Source organism: Sphingomonas glacialis (genome assembly GCF_006439055.1).
GTDB lineage: Bacteria > Pseudomonadota > Alphaproteobacteria > Sphingomonadales > Sphingomonadaceae > Sphingomonas > Sphingomonas glacialis_A.
Genome location: NZ_RCZC01000003.1, coordinates 26647 through 52004, shown reverse-complemented (window position 1 = coordinate 52004; position 25358 = coordinate 26647). Strand labels below are relative to the sequence as shown.

Below are 25358 nucleotides of genomic sequence, written 5' to 3'. Positions count from 1 at the left end.
CTCTTACTGCCGTTGAGCGCGTCCTGGCGAGGAGGCTGGCTTCGGCGGGGGCAGTACGACCGAGCTGCCCAGCACGCCACTGCGTTCAAATGCCCAGTTGCCAGACCCACGCGATCATCGGCGTCCCAACAAGAATAACGAGGAACGATAATGGCAATCCGAGCCGCCAATAATCACCAAAGCGATATCCCCCCGGCCCCATCACCAGCGTATTGCACTGATGACCGATAGGGGTGAGAAAATCGCATCCCGCGCCGGTCGCTACGGCCATCAGGAAAGCATCGGGTCCCAGACCTAGGCCTTTGGCGACGCTCACCGCGATCGGCCCCAGGACCAGCACAGTCGGGGCATTGTGCAGAAAAGGTGAGCAGGCCATTGCAACGATCATGATCGCACCGAGCGCCAGCATCGGCGCCAAGCCATGCAGCTGGCCAACGAGAAGATGGGCGACGAGGTCCGTTCCGCCGGTCTGTCGAACCGCTTCGCTCAGAGGCGTCAGGGCGCCGATCAAGATCAACACTTCCGGTTCAAGCGATTCGATCGCTTCGCGCATCGACAAGGCTCCGACGACGACCATCATCACGGCTGCTCCGAAAAAGGCGGTTGCGACCGGCACGACGCGCAACGCAAGCAACAGCATTGCCACGGCAAGGATAAGTACTGGCAACCAGCGGCCCCGCTGATCCCCGATCCGCACTGATCGTTCGGCGAGTGGCAGGAGACCGAGGTTCGCCATCGTATCGGGCAACGCGGTCTCGCCCGCGCGCAGCACCAGCATATCGCCGGCACGGAGGCGAACATCGCGCATGCGATCGGTGATGCGTTCGCGGTTGCGCGCGATGCCGAGCAACTGAACGCCATAGCGCTCCTGCATCCGGGCGCGCTCGGCGGTCTCGCCGATCAGCTGGGAATTGGGCTGGATGACAGCTTCGACCGTGCGCGTCTCTTCGGCAGCGCTTTCCTTCTCCAGCGACGCCTTGTCGCGCTCCGAGGACAGCGGCAAGCGCGCCAGCGCCCGGTCCAGCGCGGCGTCGTCTCCCTCGAGGATCAGCGTTGCGCCCGCGACGAGGCGCATGTCGGGCGTCGGTGATTGACGCGCGCCATCGGGCAGAATGAGTGCGAGCGGCTTGACGCCGTCATCGTCCAGCTTGAGATCTGCGACAGTCTGAAGTGTCGACGGCAAGGTATCGGCGATCCTGGCCTCGGTGCTGTACGGCGCAGCCGCCGTCACCTCGCCCAATGCCGCGCGGCCTTGCCGGTCGCGGGGCAGCAAGCGCCAGCCAAAGCTGACGAACACAAGCCCGAACAGCGTCAGCACAAGACCGACTGGCGCGAAATCGAACATGTGAAAGGGCTGGCCGAGCGTCTGCTCGCGCACCTGACTCACGATGATGTTGGTCGAGGTGCCGACCAGCGTCACCAGACCACCAAGCAGTGACATGAAGGACATCGGCATGAGCAAGGAGGTGGGGGACGATTCCTTTTCGCGCCCCATGCGCAGCGCGACCGGCATCAGGATCGCCAGCGCCCCCACGTTCTTGGTGAAGATCGAGAGCATTGCGGTTGCGCCAGCCATGACGGGTACCTGCGACCGGGGTCGCTTCAGCCGAGCGGTTACCGGCCGGATCGCCCATTCGATCACACCGGACCGTGCAATCCCCGCACTCACTACCAGGGCGGACGCGATGATGATGACGACATCGCTGGTAAAGCCGCTGAACGCCGTTTTGGCAGGCACGACGCCGACGACGAGGCCGACGAGCAAGGCTACCAGCGACACGAGATCATAGCGGAAGCGACCCCATGCAAAACAAAGGATGGCACCACCAATAATCGAAAAGGAAAGAACCTGTTGCGTCGTCATCGCGTCCACATTCCAACCAGGGCGGCAAGGCTTACCAGCACCAGAACGCCGTTGACCAGAATCAGCAGTGCCGGTGGAATGCGGCGCGTATCGGGGCGGGGCGGTGCGACCGTCCCAATCTGGCGCCATACCGCCGCGGCGAAGCAGAAGGCGCTGAAAAGGATCAGCACCGATCCGGCAACATCGATCAGCCAGCTGGCCACAAGCGTGTCGAGCAGCGCGCGCGCTCCGATGCCCGACGCCAGAGCGGCGAGACCGGTGCGTACCCAGGCAGCATAGGTGCGCTCGGCCGCGAGCACAGTCCGATCCGCGGCAAGTTCTGTGCGACGGTCGGCGCTGTCGGTCTGCTGTTCGGCGCTTTGTGTCAGCTTGCCGGCGCTGTCGGCGAGTTTCGAATGCGCCCTTTCGGCGTCCTTCTGCTGCTGAGCTTCCATAGCGCGGTCCAACGCGCCACGCGTGTATTCGTTACGACCTGCCCCAAGCGGTCCGGTACGGGATAGAACCCGATCAATCGCCGGCCCGCATCGCGTCGGATCAGCCCTCCCCGAAGAGTTCACGCTGGCTCTTGTCCAATTCCTCGCCATAGCGTCTGCGAACGAAGGCTTCGGATAGCAGGCCGAGGATCGACCTGTCCTCATCCAGCACGGCGAGTTCGTCCGCGCCCGATGCGTCGAAACGCTTCATGATCGCGAGGATGTCCATCTCCGGCGTCAGCGCGGCATCCTTGTTGATGGCCAACGTCGCGATGTTTCTCGAGGGATCGACGCCATCGGCATAAGCAGCGGCGGTCTGCGCAATACCGGAATAGTGGCCAGCTTCATCGACGAGCACCACGCGACTGGTTGCACCCAGCGGAAAGCGCCGACGAAACTCCCCGATCGTCAGATCGGTCTGTGTCTTGCTCGTTTCGCGGCGCATCATCCGACCGGCTGTCAGCGAGCGGACCCACCCGATGTCGCGCGCGCTCTTGATCGTCTCGCCGCGCAGGTGAAGCCGCCAGGTCGAGAAGGAATAGCCGAACACTTCGCGCACCAGCGTGGATGCGACCAGCGAGGCGGCAAGCACCGCGCCGGTCAACGACCAGTTGCGGGTCGCCTCGAGCACCAGCATTGCCATGGTGAAAGGGCCGCCGATGACCGCGACTGCAAGCGCGGCCATGCCGACCATCGCCGCATTCGACGGATCGACCACGGGATACCCGACCGCGAGTTCGAGGAGCCCCGCGAACAGATGTCCGGCCAGCGTCCCGAGAAACAGCGACGCAAAGAACAGGCCGCCGCGGAAGCCGAAGCCAAGCGATATAATCGAGGCCAGACTCTTGAGCGCCAGGACCAGCGCGATGAAGCCGAGCGAAGTGCCGATCATCAGGTCGGTATGGAGCGCGCCATGCCCTGCCGACAGTGCCTGCGGGGAGATGATCGCGACCGGTATGAGCAACGCGCCGCCCACCGCCGGCCGCGCCCAAGTCGGCAACCGTGCCCGCCGTGCGCCCGCCTCGACCACGGCCACTGCGCGCATCAGGCCAATTCCCATAAGAGCGCAGATCACGGCCAACCCGGCGTAGATAAGGTAATGATGGGTCTCGACCGGCGTGCCCGAAACTTCCTCAATCAGATAGGGCTGCGCTCCGCAAAGCTGGGCGACGAAGGACCCGGTCAATGCTGCAGCAACGACCGGGGCGAGCGACACGGGCGTGTAAGCGCCAATCACGATTTCGAATGCATAAAAGGCGCCTGCCAGCGGTGCCCCAAAGGCTCCCGCGATCGCGGCGCCGGCCCCGGCCCCGACGAGGATGCGCAGGTCCGAGCGGCGAAGGTTGAGGGCGGTGCCAGCAAACGAAGCCAGCGCGCCGCCAACCTGCGCATAGGCGGCTTCAAGACCGACCGATGCGCCAAACCCGTTCGAGACGACTGTCTGGCCCGCGATGATCAGGCTGTCCGGCATCGACATGCGGCCGCCGTGCAGTGCGTTCGCTTCCACAGCGTCGACGAGCCGCCGCTGCCGGACCCTGCTAGCCCAAGAGAATAGCGCCAGTAACGCGCCACCTAGCGGCAGCGCCAATAGCGACTGCCACCCAAGCGTCGGTAATGCGCTGAGCCGCGTCGTTGCCGGAAGCGCAAACAGCCAATGCTGCAGAGTTCGCGCAAGTGCGCCGATAACCGCGCTCGCCAGGCCTGAGCATGCGCCGATGCCAACGGCGACGAGGATGAATGCCACTTCGCTGGCGCGGGCCTGACGGCGCAGAGTCGCCCATGTTTTAAGTAGAAGCCGCGTATTCATCCGGTCCTGCCTAGTGGTTCCTTTCGCGCGATCATAGTCGATCGCGCCCGCCAGGAGCCGGTGCGATGCGGCGTGAGCAGCCGCGAAGCGCAGCTCTCCGCCCGCAGTCGGCCTCCGTCTTCCCCCGCTGTGACAACGCGAATGCCCACCTTCGCGCGTGTCGATCGATGACCTGATGCCATGACCAGCTCAATCCCGGATCGCGAAGTGAATTTCATTTCACTTTCCGGATGTTCGAGATTGGCGGATAGGAAAAACCGCGATCGAGGCGCAAGTTATGCGCGCCTGAAGGTTAAAGGCGAATAATCGCGATGAGATTTCTGATAATTTCATCAGATGATCGAACAACACATGAGCTGATAGGTCATTGTGTTGCTTCAGGATACCCATATCATTCCGATAAAAGCGGGCTTATCGCGCTCTCTCTGCCCGAGAGCAACGAATTCGATGTGATTATCGTCGACGATTGTGCACCTTATCTTCAAGGCCCAGAAGTCGTTCGCCATTTGCGCCGACGCAATGTGCGCAAGCCGATTGTGCTGCTGTCCCAGCACGCCAGCGTCGGGCTGCGTCGTGTAGCGCAGGACGCAGGTGCGGATGTCTTCCTCGCAAAGCCAGTGACCGTGACCGAGATCGAACATCATACCAACGCATTGGTGCATCCGCGGGCTCGCTCTGCACGGATCAGTCGTATTCGGCTGGGTGGACTGGAAATCGACCAAGGCGCGCGCACCGTCGCTCGGGGCAATCGCTGTGTAGCGCTCAGTCGCACCCAGATCCGATTGCTATGGGCCTTGGCCGAACGCGCGGGAACCGTTGTCCCCCGCGAAAATCTCTACGCTAGCATCTGGAAATTCAGTGATGACGCGGTTGCGAGCACGCTCACATCTACGATCGCGGAGGTGCGCCGGCGATTGACTACGCTCGGCGCCGACGATGTGATCGTGACCGCCCGAGGGGTCGGCTATATGGCGCTCGCCAAGGGCTGACCGAAGTCAAAACAGTTCGACGGCAATAAGGTGCGCTCTTCCGGTGCGAAACGGAGAAGGCAGCTGGAACCCCGCCCGAGGGAAGGGTTCCAGCGCTCTACGAGGTCAGAACTTCGCCGAAAGCTCGAGGCCCCAGGTACGCGGCGGGTTGTAGTTGGCGTAATCACCGAGGATACCACTATAGCTGGTCGAGACCAGAGTGGTCCCGTTATAGTTGTAGGTCGGTGACGAGTTCGCGGCCGAACGACGGTAGATGTAGGTCGTGTCCAGCAAATTGCGCGCCCACACTGATACCGTAACCTTGTTATGATCAGTGACCGAAATGTCGGCAAGAGCAAGGCGCCCGTTCATCACGAAGCTGGCGTCGGTCTTGGTCGGTTCGAGCTGGAAGCTGTACTGGCTGCTCGCATAGTTGCCGTCGAGATGCAGACGAACGCTCGCATCACCGATGTGAACCGGGGTGACATAATCGATCGAACCCGACGCGGCATTCGTCGGGGTGTAGACGATGTAGAGCTGCTGCGGGAGACCGCCGGTGATCGAGTTAACCGCCGATGGGGCCTTCCAATAGGTGTAGGCATACGAACCCGTGAGCGTCAGCTGCGGGAACGGCTTGACCGTCAGATCGGCTTCGATTCCGCGGATCTTGCTGTTGCCGGCGTTCTGGGTCTGCTCGATGTGCGAGTTGATCGTCGGGCTGCCGGTGGCGGTGTCGTACAGATCGAAGTCGAACTGGGTGTTGCTCCGGTCCATGATATAGCCGGCCAGGTTCAGACGCGCGCGATGGTTCCAGAAGTCCATCTTCGCGCCGATTTCGTACGACTTAACCGACTCTGGACCAAAGGCGTTGAAGCTCTGCGAGCGGTCGTTCGCACCGCCGGCACGGAAACCGGTGGCGTATTTCGCGTACAGGTGAATGTCGCGCGTCGCATCGACGGCGAGGTTTAGCATCGGGTCGAAGCGATTGACCTCGTTCGAGAAGGAGAACACGCCATTGATCGCATTGTTCGGCGTCGTGTCACCGTTGACGATCGACAGTGTGCCGTGGCGCTTGTCCTTTGTGTAGCGACCACCGGCGGTCAGGTGGACGATGTCCAGACCGGCGGGGGTATAGGTCAGGTTGCCGAACACCGAATAATTGTGATCGCTCGCCTGGCTGTCGCGCGTGATGAATTGGTAACCAGGCTGATAGCCCGAGTTCGCCGACGTGATGGCCCCGCTGACGATCGGGCTGCGGATCGTGTAGGCCGTGCCGTCAGCGTTCCAGGTGTTGGTTGTTGGCGTGGCCGCATATTCGCTCGCGTCTTCGGTGTAATAGTAAGCACCGACGACATAATCGAACTGCGGAATGCTGCCGACTGCCTGGAATTCCTGGCTGAACTGGTGCTGGCGCAGGAACGACAGGCTGTAGCGGCTGAAGGTCGCGTTCGGCGCGTAGGTTACGCGCTCGGGGCCGCCCGAATTGTCCCACTGGTCGGTGCTGACGCCGCGCCAGGCGGTGATCGAGCGCAACTCGATCCAAGGGGCGAGCTTGTATTTCAGATTGGCCGAGAAGCCGTGCGTGATGTCGGTGCTGACCTGTTGCGGCACACCGACGTCGGCAACGCTCTGGCGGTCGCTATGGACGCCGACGAGCGGTGCCTTTGGCGCAATACAGGGATTGCTCACGCCGCCGGTAGCGGGAACGGCTACGTTGCAGTTGGTCCCGTTGAACTGAAGCGTGGTGCCGGTGGCACCCCCATAGGTGCCGACGTTGTACCCGTTGGGGTTGTAGCTGACCAACTGGCTGTACTGTGGGGTATTGTCGTCCTTCGCATAGTCATAGGCGAAGTCGGCAGTGAGGCCGTCGACCGGCTGCCAGCGAGCTGCCGCGCGGCCACCCTTGCGATCATAGTAGTTCCAGCCGACCGACCCGGCGAGCGGATCCTTCACGGTCGCGTCCTGATGCTGGTACACGCCGTCGAACTTCAGCGAGATATTGTAGAAGGCGGGCAGATCGACATGCAGATCGGCATTATGGCTGCCATAATTGCCGACGCCAGCCGTCATGCGGCCGTCGAAAACGCCGGTCGGGGCCTTTGTCACCAGCGACAGCGCGCCACCCTCGGTGTTGCGGCCGAACAGCGTTCCCTGCGGACCTTTCAGCACTTCGATCCGCTCGATGTCGAACAAGGCGGCGTTCAGGCCCTGCGTCTTGTTGAGTGCGACCCCGTCGATGTAGACGCCAACGCCCGCATCACGCGCTGTTTGATTCTGATCGTACGGCACGATGCCGCGAATGCCGATCGTCAATGCCGACTGACGCGCCTCGAACGTCGCGATGCGCAACGACGGGATCGAACCGTCGGCGAGATTGAACAGGCTGAGCACATGCCGATCGGTGATACCCTGCGAGTTCAGCACGCTGATCGAGATCGGTGTCTTTTGCAGGTTTGTCTCGCGGCGCGTCGCGGTCACGACGATGTCGCCAATTCCGGCGCCTTGATCGTCGGGCGCTGCGGCGGGCGTGGTCGCGCCGGTGTCAGCGGCCGGCTTGGTTGCCGGAGCATCGCTGGCTGGCGCAGTTTGCGCCAGTGCCGGAGACGCCAGAACAGCAATCAAGGCACTGCCGACCAACAAGTGCAGGCGCAGACCGGTTGCATGAAGCATAAATGGGTTCCCTTAGCTTTGGACACTTTTGTCCTTGCCAAGCGGCCGCTACACGGCACGGGGGTCGCGGCGATTACATCGACCGTAACAAAAGCGCCGCAATTTGCATGTTGGCGCTGACGGGCGAAATATGGTTGTGGCCGCGACGGACCCGATCGGCGTTATCTGGTCTTCGTCAACCTACGCCTCCATCACGGAGAGCAGATCGTCGACGCTTCCAGTGGCGAAAGCGGTGTACTCATCACCAATGGCGTACGGTAGAAGGATGCGCCGTCCGCGCAGTAGCGCGCCACAGCTGTAGGTCACGTTCGGTACGTAGCCGCCGCGCTGTTCCGCCGAGGGGAACAGGAGCGGGGAGGGCGTTCTGGCCAGGACCTTGCTCGGATCCTCCTTGTCGAGCAGGCAGGCGCCGACACAGTAACCACGGATCATACCGACGCCGTGGGTGAACAGCAGCCAGCCTTCATCGATTTCAATCGGCGAGCCACAATTGCCGATCTGGACGAACTCCCACGGGTATCTTGGCCCCATGATCCGCGTCCCCTTTTCCCAATTGTAGAGATCGTCGGAGTAAAGCAGCCAAAGGTTCACGCTGTCTTGCCGGCCGATCATGGCGAACCGCCCGTCGATCCGACGGGGGAAAAGCGCCATGCCCTTGTACCCCGACATTTTTCCGGTGAGGGCGCGCATCTCAAACGTTCGTTGATCGACGCCGCGGAGCAGCTCCGCGCGCGCCGCGCTGCCGTCAAACGCAGTGTAGGTTCCGATGACGCTTTCCACACCGTCATGATCGGTGAAGCGGACCAGTCGCAGATCCTCTACGCCCTTTCGCTGACTGGGGAGAATCGGGAAAATCACGGTTTCGGAAATGTCCTGACTGTCGTCGGCACGCATCCGCACCCAGCCATCATTGTCGCTTTCGATCCGGGGCGGAACGCCCTGTGCGCTCGGCGGATCGACGACCAGGCCGGTGCCCCCGTCCCAGATTCCGCTCCTGAACGTCACTGACGAGATATGACCCTCGCCGACGCCGCGCAATGAAACGATGAAACGAACGCTCTCCGCGTTCGGGTCCTGATCGGGCACCGTCACGATGCTCGGGTTGAACAATGCCGCGGACTCGAATGCATATTCCTGGCTGTAATACGCCCCAAGCAGAAGCCGATCACGCTCGGCCTCGACGTGGATGTCCGCGAGCTCGCCCTCCATTTCCTCGAAACGCCGGAGGAAAAGGTCCTTCACATTGTGGTGGCGTGCTTCCATCGCCTGCGTGAGGAGGCTTAGCATGCGGTCGCGGGTCTCTGGCGCCAGCGCAAGGACGCGCGCCGCGACATCCTCGATACGGGTGGGCTCCTGTGTGAACGCGTCCGGATAGACAAAGCTGAACGGCCGGATGACGGTACGCGAAGGGTCCGGCTTGAGTTCCACGTCCAGGGTGGTGAACACATCTGCTGCGATCATCCGCTTTGCTTCCTTCGAAAACCTTCCGAACGAAGGCGATACTCCCGCCGAGCCTGTTGGGTCCGCGTTGGAGCGCTTGACCGGCAAACTTACTGGTGCAGCCAGCGCTGCAGCGGCGACAGGGCTATGCTTTGCCACGGTCGATTCCGTCGGCGCGCCGCTCCTCAAGAGTTGTCGGACGGGCGCATTAGGATGCAAGCATCGGAGGCGGATCGCCCGCGGCACGAGATGACAATGCTCCTGGCCTCTCGTCCCACTCCATCGCGCCAAGTGAAATTCATTTAAGATGCGCCACGCGGCGATCGGTGTAGATTCAAAACCGTCATCCCACACAGCCAATTGCGAGACCCACGCGGCACCGTATCGATCGGCAAAGAGCTCGACTCGTCTCCGCAAATATCGGTGCGTGGGGACGTATTTAGCGCCACACTTTTGCTGTCCTGAACCGATTGCCCCCCACCACCGACGAAAGGCGATATTCAATATGATGCTCTTTGCAGCCCTGACCCTTGCCTCCCTCGATCCGGCGCAAGATCCGCATTGTTTATTTACAGGATGGAGCACGGTCTGCCGTAAAGCGCGAGTTTCAAAACCAGTAAAGCACTGCGTAGCAACGTCCTCCGGAGAGACCTGCTCGCCGCAGTCAACCGACAAAGTGACTGCGCCAGATGGCAAGGCCGACACGGCGCCGACGACGGGGCCCAAACCGTCAAATCCTCAAAATGGCTAGTCGGTTCGTTCCACGGCGCATGAGCTTGCGGTCTTGGCGTCTGCGCCTCGCAAATTGAGCCATCTCGTTATGCGATGTCGTTGCGACAGCATAGAAAAGTGTCGCTCAGCAAGCGCTTTTGAGAAATTCGGTTTAGAGCGACGGGTTCCTAGGGGTGTTGCCCCTGATTCTCCGGTGACCCCAATGCCGATCTATCCAGAGCCTCCCGAGCGGGTTTGGGACGTACAACCCGATGATGGTGTTTGGGCGACTTGTTCGATATGTAACATGGAGTGGCATCCGCCATCGGCGCGGCCGTTGATGGGCAAATTTCTTCATCGAAGACGGGTGCTACTCGAGGATGGGCCGACGAGGCCGTGAGCCCCCCCAAACCGCCCGTGATGACCGCGAGATAGAGGTAAGCAAAGCTCATACTTGGTTCCTTGGATCCGCAAGGCGCATGTTCGCGCGCGGGTTTTCGGATAGAGATCCGTCGTGATCGGCATTCTGATGCATCAGCTATGCCATCCCCCGCCGAGCGCGCGCATCAGGCCTATCGATGCCTGGAGCTGGCGTGTCTGGAGGTCGATCAGCGTTCGCCTGGTGCGCAACGCCGTGGTCTGCGCGGTGAACAGTTCGAGATAGCTGACGGCCCCCTTGCTGTACCGGTTGAGCGAAAGGCGTTCGGTCGATGCCGCCTGCCGCACGGCGTCGTCTTCAGCCGCGGCTTCATCGCCAAGGTGGCGACTGCGCGCGAGATTGTCCTCGACCTGCTGGAAGGCGGCCAGGACGGTGGCACGATAGTCCGCACCGGCACTTGCCCAGCGCGCGCGGGCGACGGCAAGTTCGGCGCGTCGACGCCCTCCGTCGAATAGGCTAAGGACCGTGCTCGGACCAATCGACCAGATCGTGTTGGAGGCCGACAGTAACCCCGGCAGCCCGGTATTCTGAAACCCCCCGCTGCCGCCAAGCCTGATCGCGGGGAAAAAGGCGGCTTTGGCGATCCCGATCCCGGCATTGGCCGAGGCCATGCGCCGCTCGGCCGCCGCGATATCCGGACGTCGCTCGACCAGGGTCGCCGGCACGCCGACCGGAATTGCAGGAATGGCGAACGCGGTCGCCGACGGCGCCAGTGTAAAACTCGAAGCCGGGGTTCCGACCAGACTGGCGATGGCGTGTTCGGTCAACGCGCGCGATGCGGCAACGTCGGCGAGTTGCGCTCGCGCTTCGTCCAGTTGCGCGCCCGATCGGCCCGTTTCGATCCCGCTCACGATCCCGGCCTGGAAACGCCGCGCGATCAAATGGTCCGCCTTGGCGTACGCATCGACCGTCTGCTGCAGCAGGACCGCCTGGCGATCGTATCCACGCAGCGCCATATAGTCCGAGGCGAGCTCTGCCTGAAGACTGAGCCGGATCGCCGCCAGATCGTCGCCCGACGCTTGGACCTCGGCCTTGCCCGCAGCGACGCTGTTGCGGACGCGGCCCCACAGGTCGAGTTCGTAGCCGAAGCTCCCCTCGATCGTGTCGGCACTGTAGATATCGGGTTGGTTGCTACCGCGCAGCGGCCGATTGTCCGACTGCCGGTTGCGCGTGAGCGACGCGTCTGCACCAACCTGGGGCAGCAGCCCGGCCTTTGCTTGGCCGAGATAGCCGCGCGCGGTATCGTAACGGGCGAGCGCGCCCGAAAGCGTCGGATTGTCGCTCGCCACCTTCTGCTCGAGCGCGGTGAGCGTCGGATCGCCGAACACCGTCCACCAATCGTCGCGTGTCGCGGCGCTGGCGAGCAGCGCTGGTCGCCAGGGGCCTGCCTCCTTGAAGGCTGGCGGCGTCATCGTCACCGGCGGATGATAGGCAGGCGCGAACGAACAGCCAGCGAGGCTCGCCAGCGCTGCAAGCCCGATCCCAGCGCGATGGCGCTTACCCATTCGCGCCACCATCGATCCGCACCAGTTGCCCGTCGCTGAGCGAATCCGGCGGATTGTCGACGATCTTCTGGTTCGGAGCCAAGCCGGACTGCACCTCGACGGTCTGGCCGAGATCGCGACCCAGCGTGACCTGCTGCAGATGGATGTGATGATCCGGCCCGACCGTCGCCACCTGCGTTCCCTTCGCTCGGAACAACAATGTGGTCGAAGGGATCTGCACCGTGCTGGCCTGACCGCGGACGTCGAAATTGACCTGCGCAAAGCCACCAGGGCGCAGCGCGTTGTTCGGATTGGCCGCGATCAGCTGCACCTGGAACGTACCGCTTTGCGGGGAGATGGCCTGCGAGGTCCCGACCACCCGCGCGTCGAACCGGCTTCCGGGATAGTCGGGCACCGTTAGCGTCGCGGCAAGCCCGGGCGTGATGACCGCCGAATAGCTTTGCGGGATGCTGACATACACGCGGATCTGGTGCGTGTCGGCGACCGCGAACATCGGCTGCTGCACGGTTGCGCCCGGGCCGACCAGGTCGCCGATATCGGCGGTGCGCGTCGTGACCGTACCCGCGAACGGCGCGCGCACGGTCGAGAACGCCTTTTGTGCGAGCAGTCGTCCGAGATCGGCGCGCGCCGACAGCACTGCGGCGTTGCGCACGGCAAGGTCGCCGTTCTTCTCATCCGCTTCCTGCTTGGATACCGAATTGTCGGTCAGCAGATCGTTCCAGCGCGCCGCGGTGCTCCGCGCGAGTTGCGCATGCGCTTGCGCGCTCACCAGCGCCGCACGCGCGGATGTTATCTGCTCGTCGAGTTCGGGCGTGTCGATCCGGCCGAGGGGCGTGCCCGCCCCGACGGAAGCGCCGATGTCCTTGTACCAGGCGCTGACATACCCCGGCACGCGCGCATAGAGCTTTGCCATGTTCCACGCCTGCATTGTGCCCGAAAGGCTGAGCGCATCACTCGCTGCCGCGGCCTTGGGCGCGACCAGATGGACCGTCGGGATCGAGCGGGCATCGGACCAGGTCTGCGCCTCGCTGGTGTCGTGAAAGCGGACGAACATGCCCGCGACGATCACGCCGCCGGCGAGCAGCAGCGCCACGAAGCCCGCCGAGCGCAGACCCTTGGGCGGCGGTGCCGCGATTGCATCATTCTGCATGGGCGAAGGTTCCCTGTGTGGTGGGGAGAGGAGCGGCGCGGCGTTCGCGCCGGTGAGCGATCGAGAAGATGACGGGGACGAACACCAGCGTGGCGAGCGTCGCGCAGATCAGGCCGCCGATCACCGCCCGGCCCAGCGGCGCATTCTGCTCGCCGCCTTCGCCCAGGCCGAGCGCCATCGGTGCCATGCCGATGATCATTGCGAGCGCTGTCATCACGACGGGCCGGAAGCGGGTAGCGCCAGCTTCGGCGGCGGCGCGCAGGGCGTCGCCGGTCTCGGCGAGGCGTTCCCGAGCGAAGGTCACGACCAGCACTGAGTTGGCGGTCGCCACGCCCATGCACATGATCGCTCCGGTCAGCGCCGGGACCGACAGCGGCGTATGCGTGGCGAACAGCATCCACACGATCCCAGCCAACGCTGCGGGGAGCGCGGACACGATCACCGTCGGATCGACCCAGCTCTGGAAATTGACCACGATCAGCAGGTAGATCAGCGCGATGGCGCCGATCAGACCAAAGACCAGTCCCGAAAAGGCGGTGTTCATCGTCTGGACCTGGCCGCGCAGCGTAACGGTCGATCCGGTCGGGAGGTCCTTCTTCGTCTGGTCGAGGACGTGCTGGATCGCGCCCGCGACTGCGCCGAGGTCGCGCCCCTGCGTCGTGGCGTAGACGTCGTACGATTGTTGAAGCGCATAATGCGTCACGACCGCAGGCGACGGTTCGCGGTGGATCGTGCCGAGCGCGCCGAGGATCTGGTACGCGCCGGCCGCTGCCCCCGTGACCGGCAGGTTCTGCAGCGCCGAGAAGGAGTCGGTGCGATATTGCGGGGTCTGGACGACGATCGGGTAGGACACGCCGTTCTTGGGGTTGAGCCAGAACGCCGGGGCGATCTGCGAGCTGCCGGTCAGATTGACGGCGAGGCTGCGCGTCACGTCATTCTCGGTGATCCCGACGCGATCGGCTTGAGCGCGGTCGACATCGAACCCCAGTTCGGGCTCGGCGTCGGTCTGCTGCACGCGGACGTCGGCGATCCCCGGGATGTGGCGCAGCTTGGCCGCCAAAGCGTGCGCATAGGCTTCGCCCTTCTTGGTATCGCTGCCCGCGACCATCACGTCGATCGGGGCGGGCGCGCCGAAATTGAGGATCTGGCTGATGATGTCGGCCGGCAGGAACGAGAAGACCGATCCCGGGAACGCCTCGGGCAGCACCTTGCGCAGCTTGCGAACATAGCCCGCGGTCGGCTGGTGGTCCTTGGCCAGCGTGACCAGGATGTCGCCGTCCTGCGATCCGACCCCGCCGGTGTTCGAATAGGCGCGGTTGATCCCCGACACGGGCATTCCGATGTTGTCGACGATCGAGACGAGTTCATCGGGCGGCACGACGGCGCGGATGCGATCCTCGACATGGTCGAACATCGCCGCGGTTTCCTCGATCCGCGTGCCGATCGGAGCGCGGACGTGGAGGTTGATCTGGCCCGCGTCGATCGTCGGGAAGAAGTTGCGGCCGAGCATCGGGATCAATGCGAACGACAGCAACACAACCGCCATAAAGGCGGGCACGAAGCTGCGCCGACGTGCCAGCGCGAATGCGAGAATGGCGACGTAGTAGCTCCGCACCGCTTCGAAGCGCTGTTCGAAGCCACTCTGGAAGCGGATGAAGACATTGCGCGTGCCCGGACGTCCGGTTCGGGCATCGTGCGACGCCATGATTCCGGCCGTATGCGGCGTACCATGCTCGCGCAGCAGGAAGTTGCCCATGGTCGGGACGAGCGTGCGCGACAGCACGAACGACGCGATCATCGCGAACACCACGGCCATCGCCATCGGCGCGAACAGGAAGCCGGCGATGCCCGGCAGGAAGAACATCGGCAGGAAGGCGATACAGATGCACAGCAGCGAGACCAGGGCTGGCTGGACGATCTGCTGCGCCCCATCGAGAATCGCATCACGGACCGACTTGCCCTGTTCGAGATGCCAGTTGATGTTTTCGATGGTCACTGTCGCATCGTCGACGAGGATGCCGACCGCGAGCGCAAGGCCGCCGAGTGTCATGATGTTGAGCGTTTGTCCGGCGACCGCGAGCCCTGCCACTGCGGCAAGGATCGCAAGCGGGATCGATGCGGCGATGATGACGGTCGAGCGCCAGGAGCCGAGGAACAACAGGATCATCAGACTGGTCAGCGCCGCCGCGATCACGCCTTCGCGGATGACCCCGGAGACTGCCGCCTTCACGAACAGCGATTGGTCGGACAGCGGCTGGACCACCAATGACGGCGGCAGCGAGGCTTTCAGCGCGGGCAACAGCGCCTTTGCCTGATCGACGATCGCAATCGTCGAGGCGGCGCCCGATTTGAGGATCGTCATCAGCACGGCGCGACCGCCATCGACCCGCACGACATTGCGCTGCGGCGGCGAGCCGTCGCGGACATGCGCGACATCGCGCATGAACACGGTCGTGCCGTCGACCGTCTTGATCGGCAAGTCGTTGAGCTGGTCGATCACCTCGGGCGAGTTGTTGAGCCGGACGTTGTATTCATACTGCCCGATCTTGGCGGTGCCGGCAGGGACGATCTGGTTCTGCGCGGCGAGTGCTGCCCCGACATCGTTCGCCGACAGATGGCGGGCCTGGAGTGCGTCCGGATCGAGATCGATCTGGATCTGGCGTTCCTTTCCGCCATAGGGCGAGGGAATCGCGGCACCCGGCACCGCGGCCAGCCCGGGGCGGATGAAGTTCTGCCCGAGGTCGTAGATCTTCTGTTCCGACAGGGCGCGCGACGACAAGGCAAGTTGCAGGATCGGAACGGTCGAGGCGTTGTAGTTGAGGATCTGCGGCGGGGTGATCCCCGGCGGCATCTGCTTCAGCACGGTCTGCGAGGCGGCAGTCACCTGCGCCGAGGCGGTGCGGATATCGACGCCGGGCTGGAAGAAGATCTTCACGATCCCCACGCCGTTGAGCGACTGGCTCTCGATATGGTCGATGTCGTTGACGGTCGTCGAAAGCGAGCGTTCGTAATAATAGACGACCCGGCCCGACATGTCCTTGGGCGGCAGGCCGCGATAGGTCCATACCGCCGCGATCACCGGGATCTTGATGTCCGGAAAGATGTCGGTCGGGGTTTCGATCCAGGCGATCGAGCCCGACAGGACGATCAGAATTGCGAGGACGACAAAGGTATAGGGCTTGCTCAGCGCAAGCTTGACGAGCTGCAGCACAGGGGCCCCGATGCTTCCGAAGGAATGACGGGCGCCTATCTATGCGCGTAGGCGAGCAGCGCTAATTAAATGAATTTCACCTCGGGTTTTGCGTGCAGGATTCAGATGATCAGTCCGCGCATGGCCTTGTTGAGGTTCAGGACATAGCCATGAGAGTGAACGATCGCCCCGACGACGCTGAGGTCATGTCCGGTGCTGAAAATGTTATGCCGCGGTAGCAGCGCGTCAGCGCCGCCTGCTCGCCCTGTGGTGGCAAGGCGGGACCGTTGCAGGGGACAGATGCTACGCCGCCCAGCACCAGGATACCATCCGTCCGCTGGTTACCCAGCGGGCGGAGAGATCGTAGATCAATCCGGTGCGGTGTCTTCCGAACTGATTTCAGAATCGGTTGCGTTGCTCGCTCGCTCAGCGAGCGTGGTGTGCATCAACCGCAGGAACGCGGGCACGTCTTCGGGCGAGAATCGATTGTTGTGATTGGAAAGCCAGGCAATCGTGGGTTCGGTGGCCAGTTGACCGCATTGATTGCATTCTCGTCGGACAACATCACTCTCCAGCCATCGGCATCGCTGTGTCCCAATCTTCGGCTGGCTTAATTTCCACCCCAGCCCGGGTATTGCTTGGCACGGGCACGATCGCCGAGATCTCCCTCGAAATCCATCGTGCCATCGTCATGAGGAGCACTTCGAGTCGTCGAGAATCTCGGATCACAGCACGCCATCTGGTGAAAAGGCACGCGGGGCCCCTCGCGCTGGCGCGCGACCGCGCTCTAGGCTGCACTTGGCCGTGCACCCCCGAGCCCCTTACGGGTCTCGGCCGATGGTGACGATCGCTGGGGTCGGCCGGCCTTGCCGTCCGGGATATGGACGCCGCGCTCGCGCGCGACAGCGTGTCTGTGAGGCCACTCCCAGCAAGCGGGGAATGGTCGGCGCTCCCTGCTAGGCCCGCCCGCGGCGGCCGCAAGTCGGGCTGCGCCCGACTGCTCCACTTCCGTTTCGCCCCTTCGGGTGCAGCCGCCGCTCAAGCGGGCCTCTCCAGTCGCTCTCGCCGCCCACCCCCCGCTTTCCGGGGGTGGCCATGGTGGTTTTTGGGCGGTGTTGGAGGTGAGCCATGCGGTCGAGCAACACAGCGCGTGCCAAGGGTCGGCGTTCGGGAAAGAGCAAGGCGCAGGGGGCCGTCGCTTCGCCCGTGCCGGTCAGTCCACGCGGGGACCTCTATCAAGAGGTTACCAGCCGGATCATCGCCGAACTGGAGGCGGGGCGGTTTCCTTGGGTTCAGCCATGGAAGGCAGGCGGCGCGGTCGCGCCCGGCATGCCGCGCAACGCGCTTACGGGGCGGCCCTATTCGGGGATAAACGTCCTGATCCTGTGGGCGAACGTGATCGAGCGGGGCTATCCGTCGCAGAGCTGGCTGACCTTCCGGCAGGCGATCGAGGCGGGCGGGTGCGTCCGCAAGGGCGAACGCGGAACCACCGTGGTCTATGCCGATCGCTTCACGCCCGAGAGCGAAAAGGAACGCGCGCGCGATACGGGGGAGGGGGGTGGCGAACAGGGTTCGCTGCGGGGCAGCGAAGCCCGACAACCCCGGCAGGTCGCGTTTCTCAAGCGCTTTACCGTCTTCAACGTCGCGCAGTGCGAAGGCTTGCGCGAGGGGCTTGCGGCCGATCCCGCGCCGCTCCCCGACGAATGCGCCGTGCCGCTTGCCGAGGAAGTGATCGCTGCCAGTGGCATCGCCTTTCAGGTCGGCGGATACCGCGCCTTCTATGCGCCCGGCCCCGATCTCGTGGTGGTTCCGCCGCAGTCCGCCTTCTTCGATGCCGTCAACTATTACCGGACCTGCCTGCACGAACTGACCCACGCGACCGGTCACTCGACCCGGCTCGCGCGCGATCTCGCCAATGCGTTCGGGTCCGAAGGCTATGCGCGCGAAGAACTGGTCGCCGAACTCGGTTCCGCTTTCCTGTGTGCGGCGCTCGGCATCGTGCCGACCGTCCGGCATGCCGATTATCTGGCCAGCTGGCTCGACGTGCTGCGCGGCGATGCCCGCGCGATCTTCCGCGCCGCCAGTGCCGCCAGCAAGGCCGCCGACTGGCTGCTTGCGCGGCATCGCGACGCGGACGCCGAGCATCCCGCCCGTCGCGACGCCGCGTGAGCGCGGTGTCTCTTATCCCCGATTTGAAGGAGCAACCGTCATGAATTGCTGACCCCAGACCTGCGCGCAGTGCTGCGCGCCAATGCGGAGACGGCCGGTATGCCCGGTCACGATCCCGCCTGTCCTCAAACTGTTCAATCCCGTCGGGCCCGCCACATGGCTGGCGACCGAATTGGACGATGACGGCGACGTGCTGTTCGGCCTTGCCGATCTCGGGTTCGGCTGTCCCGAGCTTGGCTATTTCAGCCTGTCCGAACTGGCGCGCATCCGCCTGCGCCTCGGCCTCGGCATCGAGCGGGATATCGGTTTCGCCAGTGATATCCCGCTGTCGCGCTGGGCAGAAGCCGCGCGGGTGACCGGCTCGATCCTGAGCGCCCAATCCATCCTGCGGCGCGCAGGGCCCGCGCCGGAACCAGAGCTTCCGTCCGATCCCAGGGACGGCTGACGCGCGGCGCGTTCTCGCCGCAATCCAAACCGGCCCCGCTACCCCAGCGATCAACAAGGACGGGACCGGCACTCACAAGGAGTAGTTCGATGAAACTCGATTTTATTGCGCTCGACAAGCTGTCCGTCAGCAAGACCAACATGCGCTATGCCAGGAAGGCCCCGGACGTGTCCGACATCCTGCCGACCGTGCGCAGCCGGGGTGTGCTCCAGACGCTGCTGTTCCGCTCCAATGGCGCGCCTGACGCCTTCGAGATCGTCGCGGGAAGTCGCCGCTTCCACGCGGCCCAGATCGTCGCCGCAGAGCGCGGCGAGGCCGAGCCGTTGCCGTGCGCGATCCTCGATGACAGCGACGATGCCGCTGCCATCGAAGCCTCGCTGATTGAAAATCTGGCGCGGCTCGATGCCGATGAGGTGACCCAATGGGGAACCTTTACCCGATTGGTGCGCGAGGGCCGCAGTCTCGACGATATCGGCGATACCTTCGGCCTCCCCGCACTGACGATCAAGCGCGTGCTGGCGCTCGGCAATCTGCTGCCGCGCATCCGGAACCTCTATGCCGCGCAGAAGATCGACCGCGCGACCGTCCGCCACCTGACGCTTGCCAGCAAGAGCCAGCAAAAGGCATGGCTGGCCTTGCTCGACGATCCGGACAGTCGCGCGCCGGTCGGTCATCAATTGAAGGCGTGGCTGTTCGGCGGGCATTCCATCGCCGCGTCGCACGCGCTGTTCGACGTCACGGCCTATGTGGGGGCGATCGTCACCGACCTGTTCGGCGAGGACCGCTATTTCGCGGATAGCGAGGCGTTCTGGACCGCGCAGAACGCCGAGATCGAGACGCGGCGCGTCGCCTATCTGGCGGCGGGCTGGGGCGACGTCGTGATCGTCCCCCCGTCCGAACAGTTCGCGTCGTGGGACTATGAAAAGAGCGCCAAGCGCAAGGGCGGGCGCGTCTATGTCGATGTCCGTTCCAGCGGCGAGGTGGTGTTTCACGAAGGCTATCTCAGCCGCAAGGAGGCGGCGCGGATTGCCAAGGGAGAATGCACTGCCGCCGCGCTTGAGCCCGTCCGTCCGGAAATGACCGGACCGCAGCAGACCTATGTCCATCTGCATCGTCATGCCGCCGTGCGCGCCGCGCTGATCGATGCGCTGGGGGTCGCACTGCGCTTGATGGTCGCGCACGCCATCACCGGCTCCCACCTGTGGGCGGTCCGGCCCGAGCCGCAGTCCGCGCATAACGACGCTATCGCGGAAAGCGTCGAGAATGCCCAAGGCGAAGCAACGTTCGACGCGCGGCGGCGCGCGGTGCTCAGGGTCCTCGGCTTCTCGCCAGAAGAACCGACCGTGCTCGGCGGTCACGGCCACGCCTCTGGCCCGGCCGGAGATCGCCTCTCGGCGATCTTCCTGCGCCTGCTCGACCTACCTGATCCGGCGGTGCTCGATGTCGTCGCGATCGTCATGGGCGAAAGCCTTGCGGCAGGGAGCGCCGTCGTCGAGGCGGTCGGCCTGCATCTCGCCGTGCGGATGGAGCGCTACTGGCAGGCGGACGCGGCCTTGCTCGACCTGATCCGCGACCGCGAGGTGTTGCTCGGCATGACCGCCGAGGTCGCGGGGCCGATGGTGGCCGACGCCAATGCGGGCGAAAAGGCGAAGACACTGCGGCGGATCATCGCCGATCATCTCGGCGGCGTCGGCGGGCGCGAGAAGCGCGAGCATTGGGTGCCACGCTGGATGGCGTTCCCACCGTCCGCTTACACCGCGCGCGGCGGCGTCGGCACCGTCGCGGCGCATGCCAGAATGGTGGGCGCGCGCCAGGCGATCGATGCCGAACGCGTCGAGGAAGCGCCCGAACAGGATGCCGCTCAGCCGGACAACGATGACGCGGTTCAGGCAGTCGCTGCCTGACACGATCGAGGCGGCGGGCGTGCCCGCCGCCTCCTTGTACCCGCGCCAAAATCCGGCCGCGCCGCGCACCTGCGGCACGCGGCGCGGCCCTAGGCAGCAGGTCATAGGTTCTGCGGAACAGCGGCGGGTGAACCCGGCGGGCGCGCTTTTCTCCGCGGCCCGAGCTGTTGTAGAATGGAGGAACAGTGGCGCTGTGGCGATGGTGGAGAGGGCGTTCGAGGGCCTCGGTCGATGACCGCGGTCGTCAGGGAGAACGCTCGTGTTTCTGGCTGTCCCGATTCTGGTCCTCGTCGCCTCCATCATGGCGCGCCTGATGGTCCACCTCGCGCTCAATGCCTTGCCGGTGGCCGCCGCCGTGGCGGCGTTCTTCGTCGTCCGCTCCGCGGACGGCACCCTTTTGCAATCGCTCCTCGCCGCCGGCGGCGTCGCGCTCGCGGTCACCGCGTTCGGGCATGTCGCGATGCGGCATCTGTCCAACCCCGTTATGCGGATTTTGGTGTTGCTCGGTTTTGCCGGACCGGCGGCCGTGGTCGCCTTCAATGCCGTCTGGACCGTGGCGGCACCAGTCGGGAGCGTGGCACGCTGCGTCCTGGCAGTGGCCGCTGCCCTCTACGTCGGATCGGTCGCGTGGCAGAAGCTGTTGCAAAGAGCGGGACCTGAGCTTCGGGAGTGACGGCTGCAATCGGCATAGGCTGGGAGCAGGTGTTCCCGACGCCTCGGCCGGGATCGACCCCCTGGCTCGGGGCAGTGTGGGTTCTGCCGCTTCAGCACGAACGAGTCGCCAAGCTGTAGACGTGGGTGCGGATGCCCGGATTTCGAGGACCGAGCATGATCGCCTTTGCGCCACGACACGTCCTTCGTGGGATCAAGGCCGCCTGATGTCTCGGTGATGGCTGTCTAGCCGGAGGACGGCTGCGCCTCGAGCGCCTGAGCCGCAACCGCGTGCCCGTCCCTTTCTTCCCCTGGGCTAAAGCCCATTCCTCGCGAGACAAGAAAGCGGCGTTCGCGCGGTCCTCCGCTTCGCTGCGGGCAGAGCTGCGGCGGCGCTCGCCTCCGGCTCCTCGACGCCATCGAGACGCATAGGGCGGCCTCGACAATCGAAGGACCAAAATCATGGCGAACATCGGCAGCTTCAAGAAGGTCGGCTCTGAATATCACGGCGAAATCGTCACCCTCAGCGTCCAGACCAAGGGCGTCCGGATCGTGCCCGAGGAGAATCGCAGCAACGACACCGCCCCCAGCCACCGCATCTATGTCGGCCGCGCCGAGATCGGCGCCGCCTGGGCCAAGCGCTCCGCCGAACAGCGCGACTATCTCTCGGTCAAGCTCGACGATCCCAGCTTCACCGCCCCCATCTTCGCCAATCTGTTCGATGATGCAGAGGGCGAGGGCTACACGCTGATCTGGTCGCGCGCGCGCCGCGCCACCAACGACTGAGCCGACACGGCCCCGCCCGGCACCGCCGGGCGGGGTTCCCCTCTGACCGCTGATGGATGCGTTCCGCGATAGATCCACGCCGTGGTTCGACCGGCTTGACCAATGCGGACGCTGGCCGGCGCAATCGAGGTTTTCAACGCAGATTAGAGAAATTGGAACTGATCGAAATAAAGGGTGTTAGCCTTTAACCACAGGAAAATCCGAGGGATTTGTAGGTGAGCGGCGCATTGCTCGCACGGGGAGGGTGGCTGTAGCGGACAAACTCTCGATCCTGATCGTGGAAGATGATCCGATCATCGCGCTCGGCCTGGAGATGGCGGTTAAAGATAGTGGGGGCATCGTCGTCGGCCCTGCCGACACGGTCGTGCACGCGTTGGAATTGATCGCGCTGGGCGGAATCCACGCGGCCGTGATCGACGCGAATCTGATCGACCGCGACGTTGCGCCCGTTGCATTGGTCCTGCTCGAGCAGGCACTTCCCTTCGTCGTGCATACCGGAACCGGACCGCCCGTGGTGCTGGCGGAGCGGCATCCAGATCTGCCCGTGATAATGAAGCCGACAGATCCGGGCCAGGTGATCGCTCGCCTTTTGCGGGATATGGCAGCGCCCCCTTCGCGCAGTTGAACCTGCAGGCGCTGGCGAAGGGACGTGCGGCTCTGCCGACGGGTGGAACGTCGTCTGGCAAGCAATCCCGTGACGCGCCGAAAGCGTCGGTCCCTCCGGGGCGTAGGCTCGGCACGGCCTTCGCAACCCCTCCCAACTTCAGGGGATAGACCCCGCTACAAGCTGGAATGGTCCGGATCGTCCGGTCCTTCCATGCTTCCTCCCGACCTCGGAGGACCTGGCGATGGCCGGCGAAGACAAGGTGGAGCGGTCAGCGCGGCGGAGTTTGGATTTCGCCGGTTTCGCGCAGGAATTCCTGCGCCGTAACCCCGCCTATCGCCAGGACTATCAGGCGCTGGCACACGATCTCCCCACATCTGCGCAGGAGGTGATGGCCCGTCGATGGGGCTTGTGCTTTCCCGAGTGCGCCGGACGCCGTCCCGGCTAGCGAACCGGCGCTCTGGCCGCCATCGACATCGCCTGCGACCGTCATTCTCGACGCGGCACCTGCCGATATCGCCGACGCGCGGCCCCTGGATCTCCGGGACTGGCCGCTGATTCTCGCGGACCGCGCCTTGTCGGATGGGCGTCATCTTGTCCTGGGCGACATAGATGGGCCCCATCACCTCTGGTTGCGCTCTACGCTACCCGAGCAACCGCTCGCCTATATCATCGTCCGCGACCCGGCGATCGAGGTCCGCCGCCAAGCGGCCTGGCGGCTCGATCGCCGTATCGGCGGCGCGCCGCCGACGCGCAGCGCCGGCGCCTTTCGGCCCACACCGTTTCAGCGACAGCGCCTCGACCTGTTGCTCGACATTCTCGACACGCTGCAAACCCAACCCCGCCCGACATCGCACGATATCGCGCGTCGCCTGATCTATCCCGGCATGTCGATCGGCCGCGGCATGGAGTGGAAGTCGTCGACCGAGCGCCGGCGGACGCAACGTCTGATCGAGGAGGCGCTTGCCCTGATGCGCGGGGGCTATCGCACGCTGCTCCGCGGCAGCCTCGGGGGGCGACAAAAGTCGACAGCCTGAAATAGCCGCTCCGGGGCGCCGGCCCTGCTCCGCCATTGTCCGCCTCATGGTTCCGCACCGACCCATGCCGGCCGGTGCATCGACGGAGGACGATCATGCCGCCAGAAGCCCTCGCACAGCGCCCGCGCTTTCTGAAGACACCCGATGCTGCGATCCATCTCGGCCTTTCCCCGCGCACGCTCGAAAAGCATCGCTGCTATGGTACCGGACCGATCTTTCGTCGGCTGGGCGGTCGTGTCGTCTATGCGATCGACGACCTTGAAGCCTGGGCGGCGATCGGTACGCGGCGCTCGACCTCCGATACCGGCTCCGGCACCGTCTATCCGGCGCGCCGTCGCCCGGCCGAGGCATGATGCGGATGCCGCGCACCGCGCCTCCCGCTTTCGACGAGCGCCGGCAGCTCGAGCTGTTCCGGTCGGTGCCGGGCGACCTCGCGCCGCGCGATGCGCAAGACCTGATGACCTGGCCGTTCTTCAGCCTCGCCAAGTCGAAGCGCACCGCGCCGATCGACTTCCGCATGGGCGAGACCTGGATTTCGGTCGAGGCCGTGCCCGAACACGGCATGGCGACGATCTGGGATGCCGACGTGCTGATCTGGGCGGCGAGCCAGATCGTCGAAGCCCGCGACGCCGGGCGGCCGACGTCCCGCCTGATGGCGACGACGCCGCACGAGATCCTGACCTATGTCGGGCGCGGTACCGGCCGCGATAATTACGATCGCCTGAAATGTGCGCTCGACCGCCTCCAGTCGACCACCGTCGCCACGTCGATCCGCCAACAGCATCAGCGGCGGCGGCATCGCTTCTCGTGGATCAACGAATGGCAGGAGCGTCTGGACGCGAGCGGTCGGCCGCTCGGCATCGAACTGATCCTGCCCGACTGGTTCTATGCCGGCATACACGAGCGCGGGCTCGTGCTCACGATCGACCGCGCCTATTTCGATCTCACCGGCGGCCTTGAGCGCTGGTTGTATCGCATCGTCCGCAAGCATGGCGGCCGCCAGTCCGGCGGCTGGAGCTTCGACGTGTCGCATCTCCATCTCAAATCGGGCGCGCTCTCGCCGCTCAAGCGCTTCGCCTTCGAGCTTCGCGCGATCGTGCGGCGACAGCCGCTGCCCGGTTACACGCTTGCCATCGAGCACGCCTTCGGACGCGAGCGTCTGCGCTTCGCGCCGTTGCCGGTCGATCCGCTCGACGCCGCGATGCGCCGTCTCAAGCTCAAGTCTGTGGATAACCAGCCATGCTGATCGTCCTATCGGGAACCGACCGACACGTCCTATCGGGAACCCAAGAGTCGTCCTATCGGGAACCGGAATGTGCCCGAAACCCGCAGAAATCTGCGCGGAATTGGCACCCCTCTAACGGTGCTAATAGAGAAGAATCCTTTGGATTCTTGCTAACGCCCCAGCGGCTTGTGGACGAACGCGGTACGCGCCGTCACGAGCGCCGCTGTCGAGCGGCCGTCGCGGTGCCACCCAAGACTCGCGCTGGCGGGACCGGCGAGCATGCTATCAGCATGCCGAGCGGCGTCGCAGGTGTAACGCAG

General features: G+C 64.4%; 18 protein-coding genes and 1 pseudogene. 11 read left to right on the top strand and 8 right to left on the bottom strand.

Annotated elements, in window-relative coordinates:
* Positions 1-85: 85 nt before the first annotated feature.
* From EAH76_RS11995 to EAH76_RS11985, 3 genes are all read right to left on the bottom strand, one after another.
* Positions 86-1864, bottom strand: coding sequence for an SLC13 family permease (locus EAH76_RS11995; protein ID WP_140850521.1), 1779 nt, complete (start codon positions 1862-1864; stop codon positions 86-88).
* Positions 1861-2298, bottom strand: coding sequence for a YidH family protein (locus tag EAH76_RS11990; RefSeq protein WP_140850520.1), 438 nt, complete (start codon positions 2296-2298; stop codon positions 1861-1863). The genes EAH76_RS11995 and EAH76_RS11990 overlap by 4 nt, the downstream gene beginning before the upstream one ends.
* A 100-nt stretch (positions 2299-2398) precedes the next feature.
* Complete coding sequence (locus EAH76_RS11985) at positions 2399-4144, bottom strand: chloride channel protein (protein WP_140850519.1); 1746 nt, start codon at positions 4142-4144, stop codon at positions 2399-2401.
* A 311-nt stretch (positions 4145-4455) separates the two neighbouring features.
* Between EAH76_RS11985 and EAH76_RS11980 the strand changes: the two genes are divergently transcribed.
* Positions 4456-5133 carry a response regulator transcription factor gene (locus EAH76_RS11980; protein ID WP_140850518.1) on the top strand — a complete coding sequence of 226 codons (678 nt, stop codon included), beginning with the start codon at positions 4456-4458 and terminating at the stop codon, positions 5131-5133.
* Between the two features lie 105 nt (positions 5134-5238).
* Here the strand turns inward: EAH76_RS11980 and EAH76_RS11975 are convergent, their stop codons facing one another.
* The 5 genes from EAH76_RS11975 to EAH76_RS11955 form a co-directional block, all read right to left on the bottom strand.
* Positions 5239-7782 carry a TonB-dependent receptor gene (locus tag EAH76_RS11975; RefSeq protein ID WP_194150994.1) on the bottom strand — a complete coding sequence of 848 codons (2544 nt, stop codon included), beginning with the start codon at positions 7780-7782 and terminating at the stop codon, positions 5239-5241.
* A gap of 180 nt (positions 7783-7962) precedes the next feature.
* Positions 7963-9243, bottom strand: coding sequence for a glycoside hydrolase family 130 protein (locus tag EAH76_RS11970; protein ID WP_140850517.1), 1281 nt, complete (start codon positions 9241-9243; stop codon positions 7963-7965).
* A gap of 1224 nt (positions 9244-10467) precedes the next feature.
* The gene (locus tag EAH76_RS11965) at positions 10468-11877 is read right to left on the bottom strand and encodes an efflux transporter outer membrane subunit (RefSeq protein WP_241659672.1); all 1410 of its coding nucleotides are present in this window, start codon (positions 11875-11877) and stop codon (positions 10468-10470) included.
* Positions 11870-13027 carry an efflux RND transporter periplasmic adaptor subunit gene (locus EAH76_RS11960; protein WP_140850515.1) on the bottom strand — a complete coding sequence of 386 codons (1158 nt, stop codon included), beginning with the start codon at positions 13025-13027 and terminating at the stop codon, positions 11870-11872. Before EAH76_RS11960 ends, EAH76_RS11965 begins: the two co-directional genes overlap by 8 nt.
* Positions 13017-16238 carry an efflux RND transporter permease subunit gene (locus tag EAH76_RS11955; protein ID WP_140850514.1) on the bottom strand — a complete coding sequence of 1074 codons (3222 nt, stop codon included), beginning with the start codon at positions 16236-16238 and terminating at the stop codon, positions 13017-13019. The genes EAH76_RS11960 and EAH76_RS11955 overlap by 11 nt, the downstream gene beginning before the upstream one ends.
* A gap of 1107 nt (positions 16239-17345) precedes the next feature.
* Between EAH76_RS11955 and EAH76_RS11950 the strand changes: the two genes are divergently transcribed.
* From EAH76_RS11950 to EAH76_RS11905, 10 genes and pseudogenes are all read left to right on the top strand, one after another.
* Positions 17346-18386: an ArdC family protein gene (locus EAH76_RS11950; protein ID WP_161989028.1), complete on the top strand. Its 1041-nt coding sequence runs from the start codon at positions 17346-17348 to the stop codon at positions 18384-18386.
* 99 nt (positions 18387-18485) lie between these two features.
* A pseudogene (locus tag EAH76_RS11945) lies at positions 18486-18831 on the top strand (DUF2958 domain-containing protein).
* Between the two features lie 89 nt (positions 18832-18920).
* Positions 18921-20735: a ParB/RepB/Spo0J family partition protein gene (locus EAH76_RS11940; protein WP_140850513.1), complete on the top strand. Its 1815-nt coding sequence runs from the start codon at positions 18921-18923 to the stop codon at positions 20733-20735.
* Positions 20736-20994: 259 nt separating this feature from the next.
* Positions 20995-21408, top strand: coding sequence for a hypothetical protein (locus tag EAH76_RS11935; protein WP_140850512.1), 414 nt, complete (start codon positions 20995-20997; stop codon positions 21406-21408).
* 440 nt (positions 21409-21848) lie between these two features.
* Positions 21849-22172: a DUF736 domain-containing protein gene (locus tag EAH76_RS11930; RefSeq protein ID WP_140850511.1), complete on the top strand. Its 324-nt coding sequence runs from the start codon at positions 21849-21851 to the stop codon at positions 22170-22172.
* A 244-nt stretch (positions 22173-22416) separates the two neighbouring features.
* The gene (locus tag EAH76_RS11925; protein WP_140850510.1) at positions 22417-22797 is read left to right on the top strand and encodes a response regulator; all 381 of its coding nucleotides are present in this window, start codon (positions 22417-22419) and stop codon (positions 22795-22797) included.
* A gap of 223 nt (positions 22798-23020) precedes the next feature.
* Positions 23021-23224 carry a transcriptional regulator domain-containing protein gene (locus tag EAH76_RS11920; protein ID WP_140850509.1) on the top strand — a complete coding sequence of 68 codons (204 nt, stop codon included), beginning with the start codon at positions 23021-23023 and terminating at the stop codon, positions 23222-23224.
* A 43-nt stretch (positions 23225-23267) separates the two neighbouring features.
* Positions 23268-23813 carry a DUF2285 domain-containing protein gene (locus EAH76_RS11915; RefSeq protein ID WP_431357992.1) on the top strand — a complete coding sequence of 182 codons (546 nt, stop codon included), beginning with the start codon at positions 23268-23270 and terminating at the stop codon, positions 23811-23813.
* Between the two features lie 95 nt (positions 23814-23908).
* The gene (locus EAH76_RS11910; protein ID WP_140850507.1) at positions 23909-24166 is read left to right on the top strand and encodes a helix-turn-helix transcriptional regulator; all 258 of its coding nucleotides are present in this window, start codon (positions 23909-23911) and stop codon (positions 24164-24166) included.
* A 5-nt stretch (positions 24167-24171) separates the two neighbouring features.
* On the top strand, positions 24172-25059 hold the full coding sequence (locus EAH76_RS11905) for a replication initiator protein A (protein WP_241659670.1): 888 nt from the start codon (positions 24172-24174) through the stop codon (positions 25057-25059).
* Positions 25060-25358 lie beyond the last annotated feature (299 nt).

Coding starts and splice junctions, on each gene's coding strand:
- EAH76_RS11990 (WP_140850520.1), bottom strand. CDS start 2,298: ATGGAAGCTCAGCAGCAGAAGGACGCCGAAAGGGCGCATTCGAAACTC.
- EAH76_RS11960 (WP_140850515.1), bottom strand. CDS start 13,027: ATGCAGAATGATGCAATCGCGGCACCGCCGCCCAAGGGTCTGCGCTCG.
- EAH76_RS11965 (WP_241659672.1), bottom strand. CDS start 11,877: ATGGGTAAGCGCCATCGCGCTGGGATCGGGCTTGCAGCGCTGGCGAGC.
- EAH76_RS11975 (WP_194150994.1), bottom strand. CDS start 7,782: ATGCTTCATGCAACCGGTCTGCGCCTGCACTTGTTGGTCGGCAGTGCC.
- EAH76_RS11950 (WP_161989028.1), top strand. CDS start 17,346: ATGCGGTCGAGCAACACAGCGCGTGCCAAGGGTCGGCGTTCGGGAAAG.
- EAH76_RS11940 (WP_140850513.1), top strand. CDS start 18,921: ATGAAACTCGATTTTATTGCGCTCGACAAGCTGTCCGTCAGCAAGACC.
- EAH76_RS11970 (WP_140850517.1), bottom strand. CDS start 9,243: ATGATCGCAGCAGATGTGTTCACCACCCTGGACGTGGAACTCAAGCCG.
- EAH76_RS11985 (WP_140850519.1), bottom strand. CDS start 4,144: ATGAATACGCGGCTTCTACTTAAAACATGGGCGACTCTGCGCCGTCAG.
- EAH76_RS11930 (WP_140850511.1), top strand. CDS start 21,849: ATGGCGAACATCGGCAGCTTCAAGAAGGTCGGCTCTGAATATCACGGC.
- EAH76_RS11995 (WP_140850521.1), bottom strand. CDS start 1,864: ATGACGACGCAACAGGTTCTTTCCTTTTCGATTATTGGTGGTGCCATC.
- EAH76_RS11905 (WP_241659670.1), top strand. CDS start 24,172: ATGCCGCGCACCGCGCCTCCCGCTTTCGACGAGCGCCGGCAGCTCGAG.
- EAH76_RS11980 (WP_140850518.1), top strand. CDS start 4,456: ATGAGATTTCTGATAATTTCATCAGATGATCGAACAACACATGAGCTG.
- EAH76_RS11920 (WP_140850509.1), top strand. CDS start 23,021: ATGGCCGGCGAAGACAAGGTGGAGCGGTCAGCGCGGCGGAGTTTGGAT.
- EAH76_RS11910 (WP_140850507.1), top strand. CDS start 23,909: ATGCCGCCAGAAGCCCTCGCACAGCGCCCGCGCTTTCTGAAGACACCC.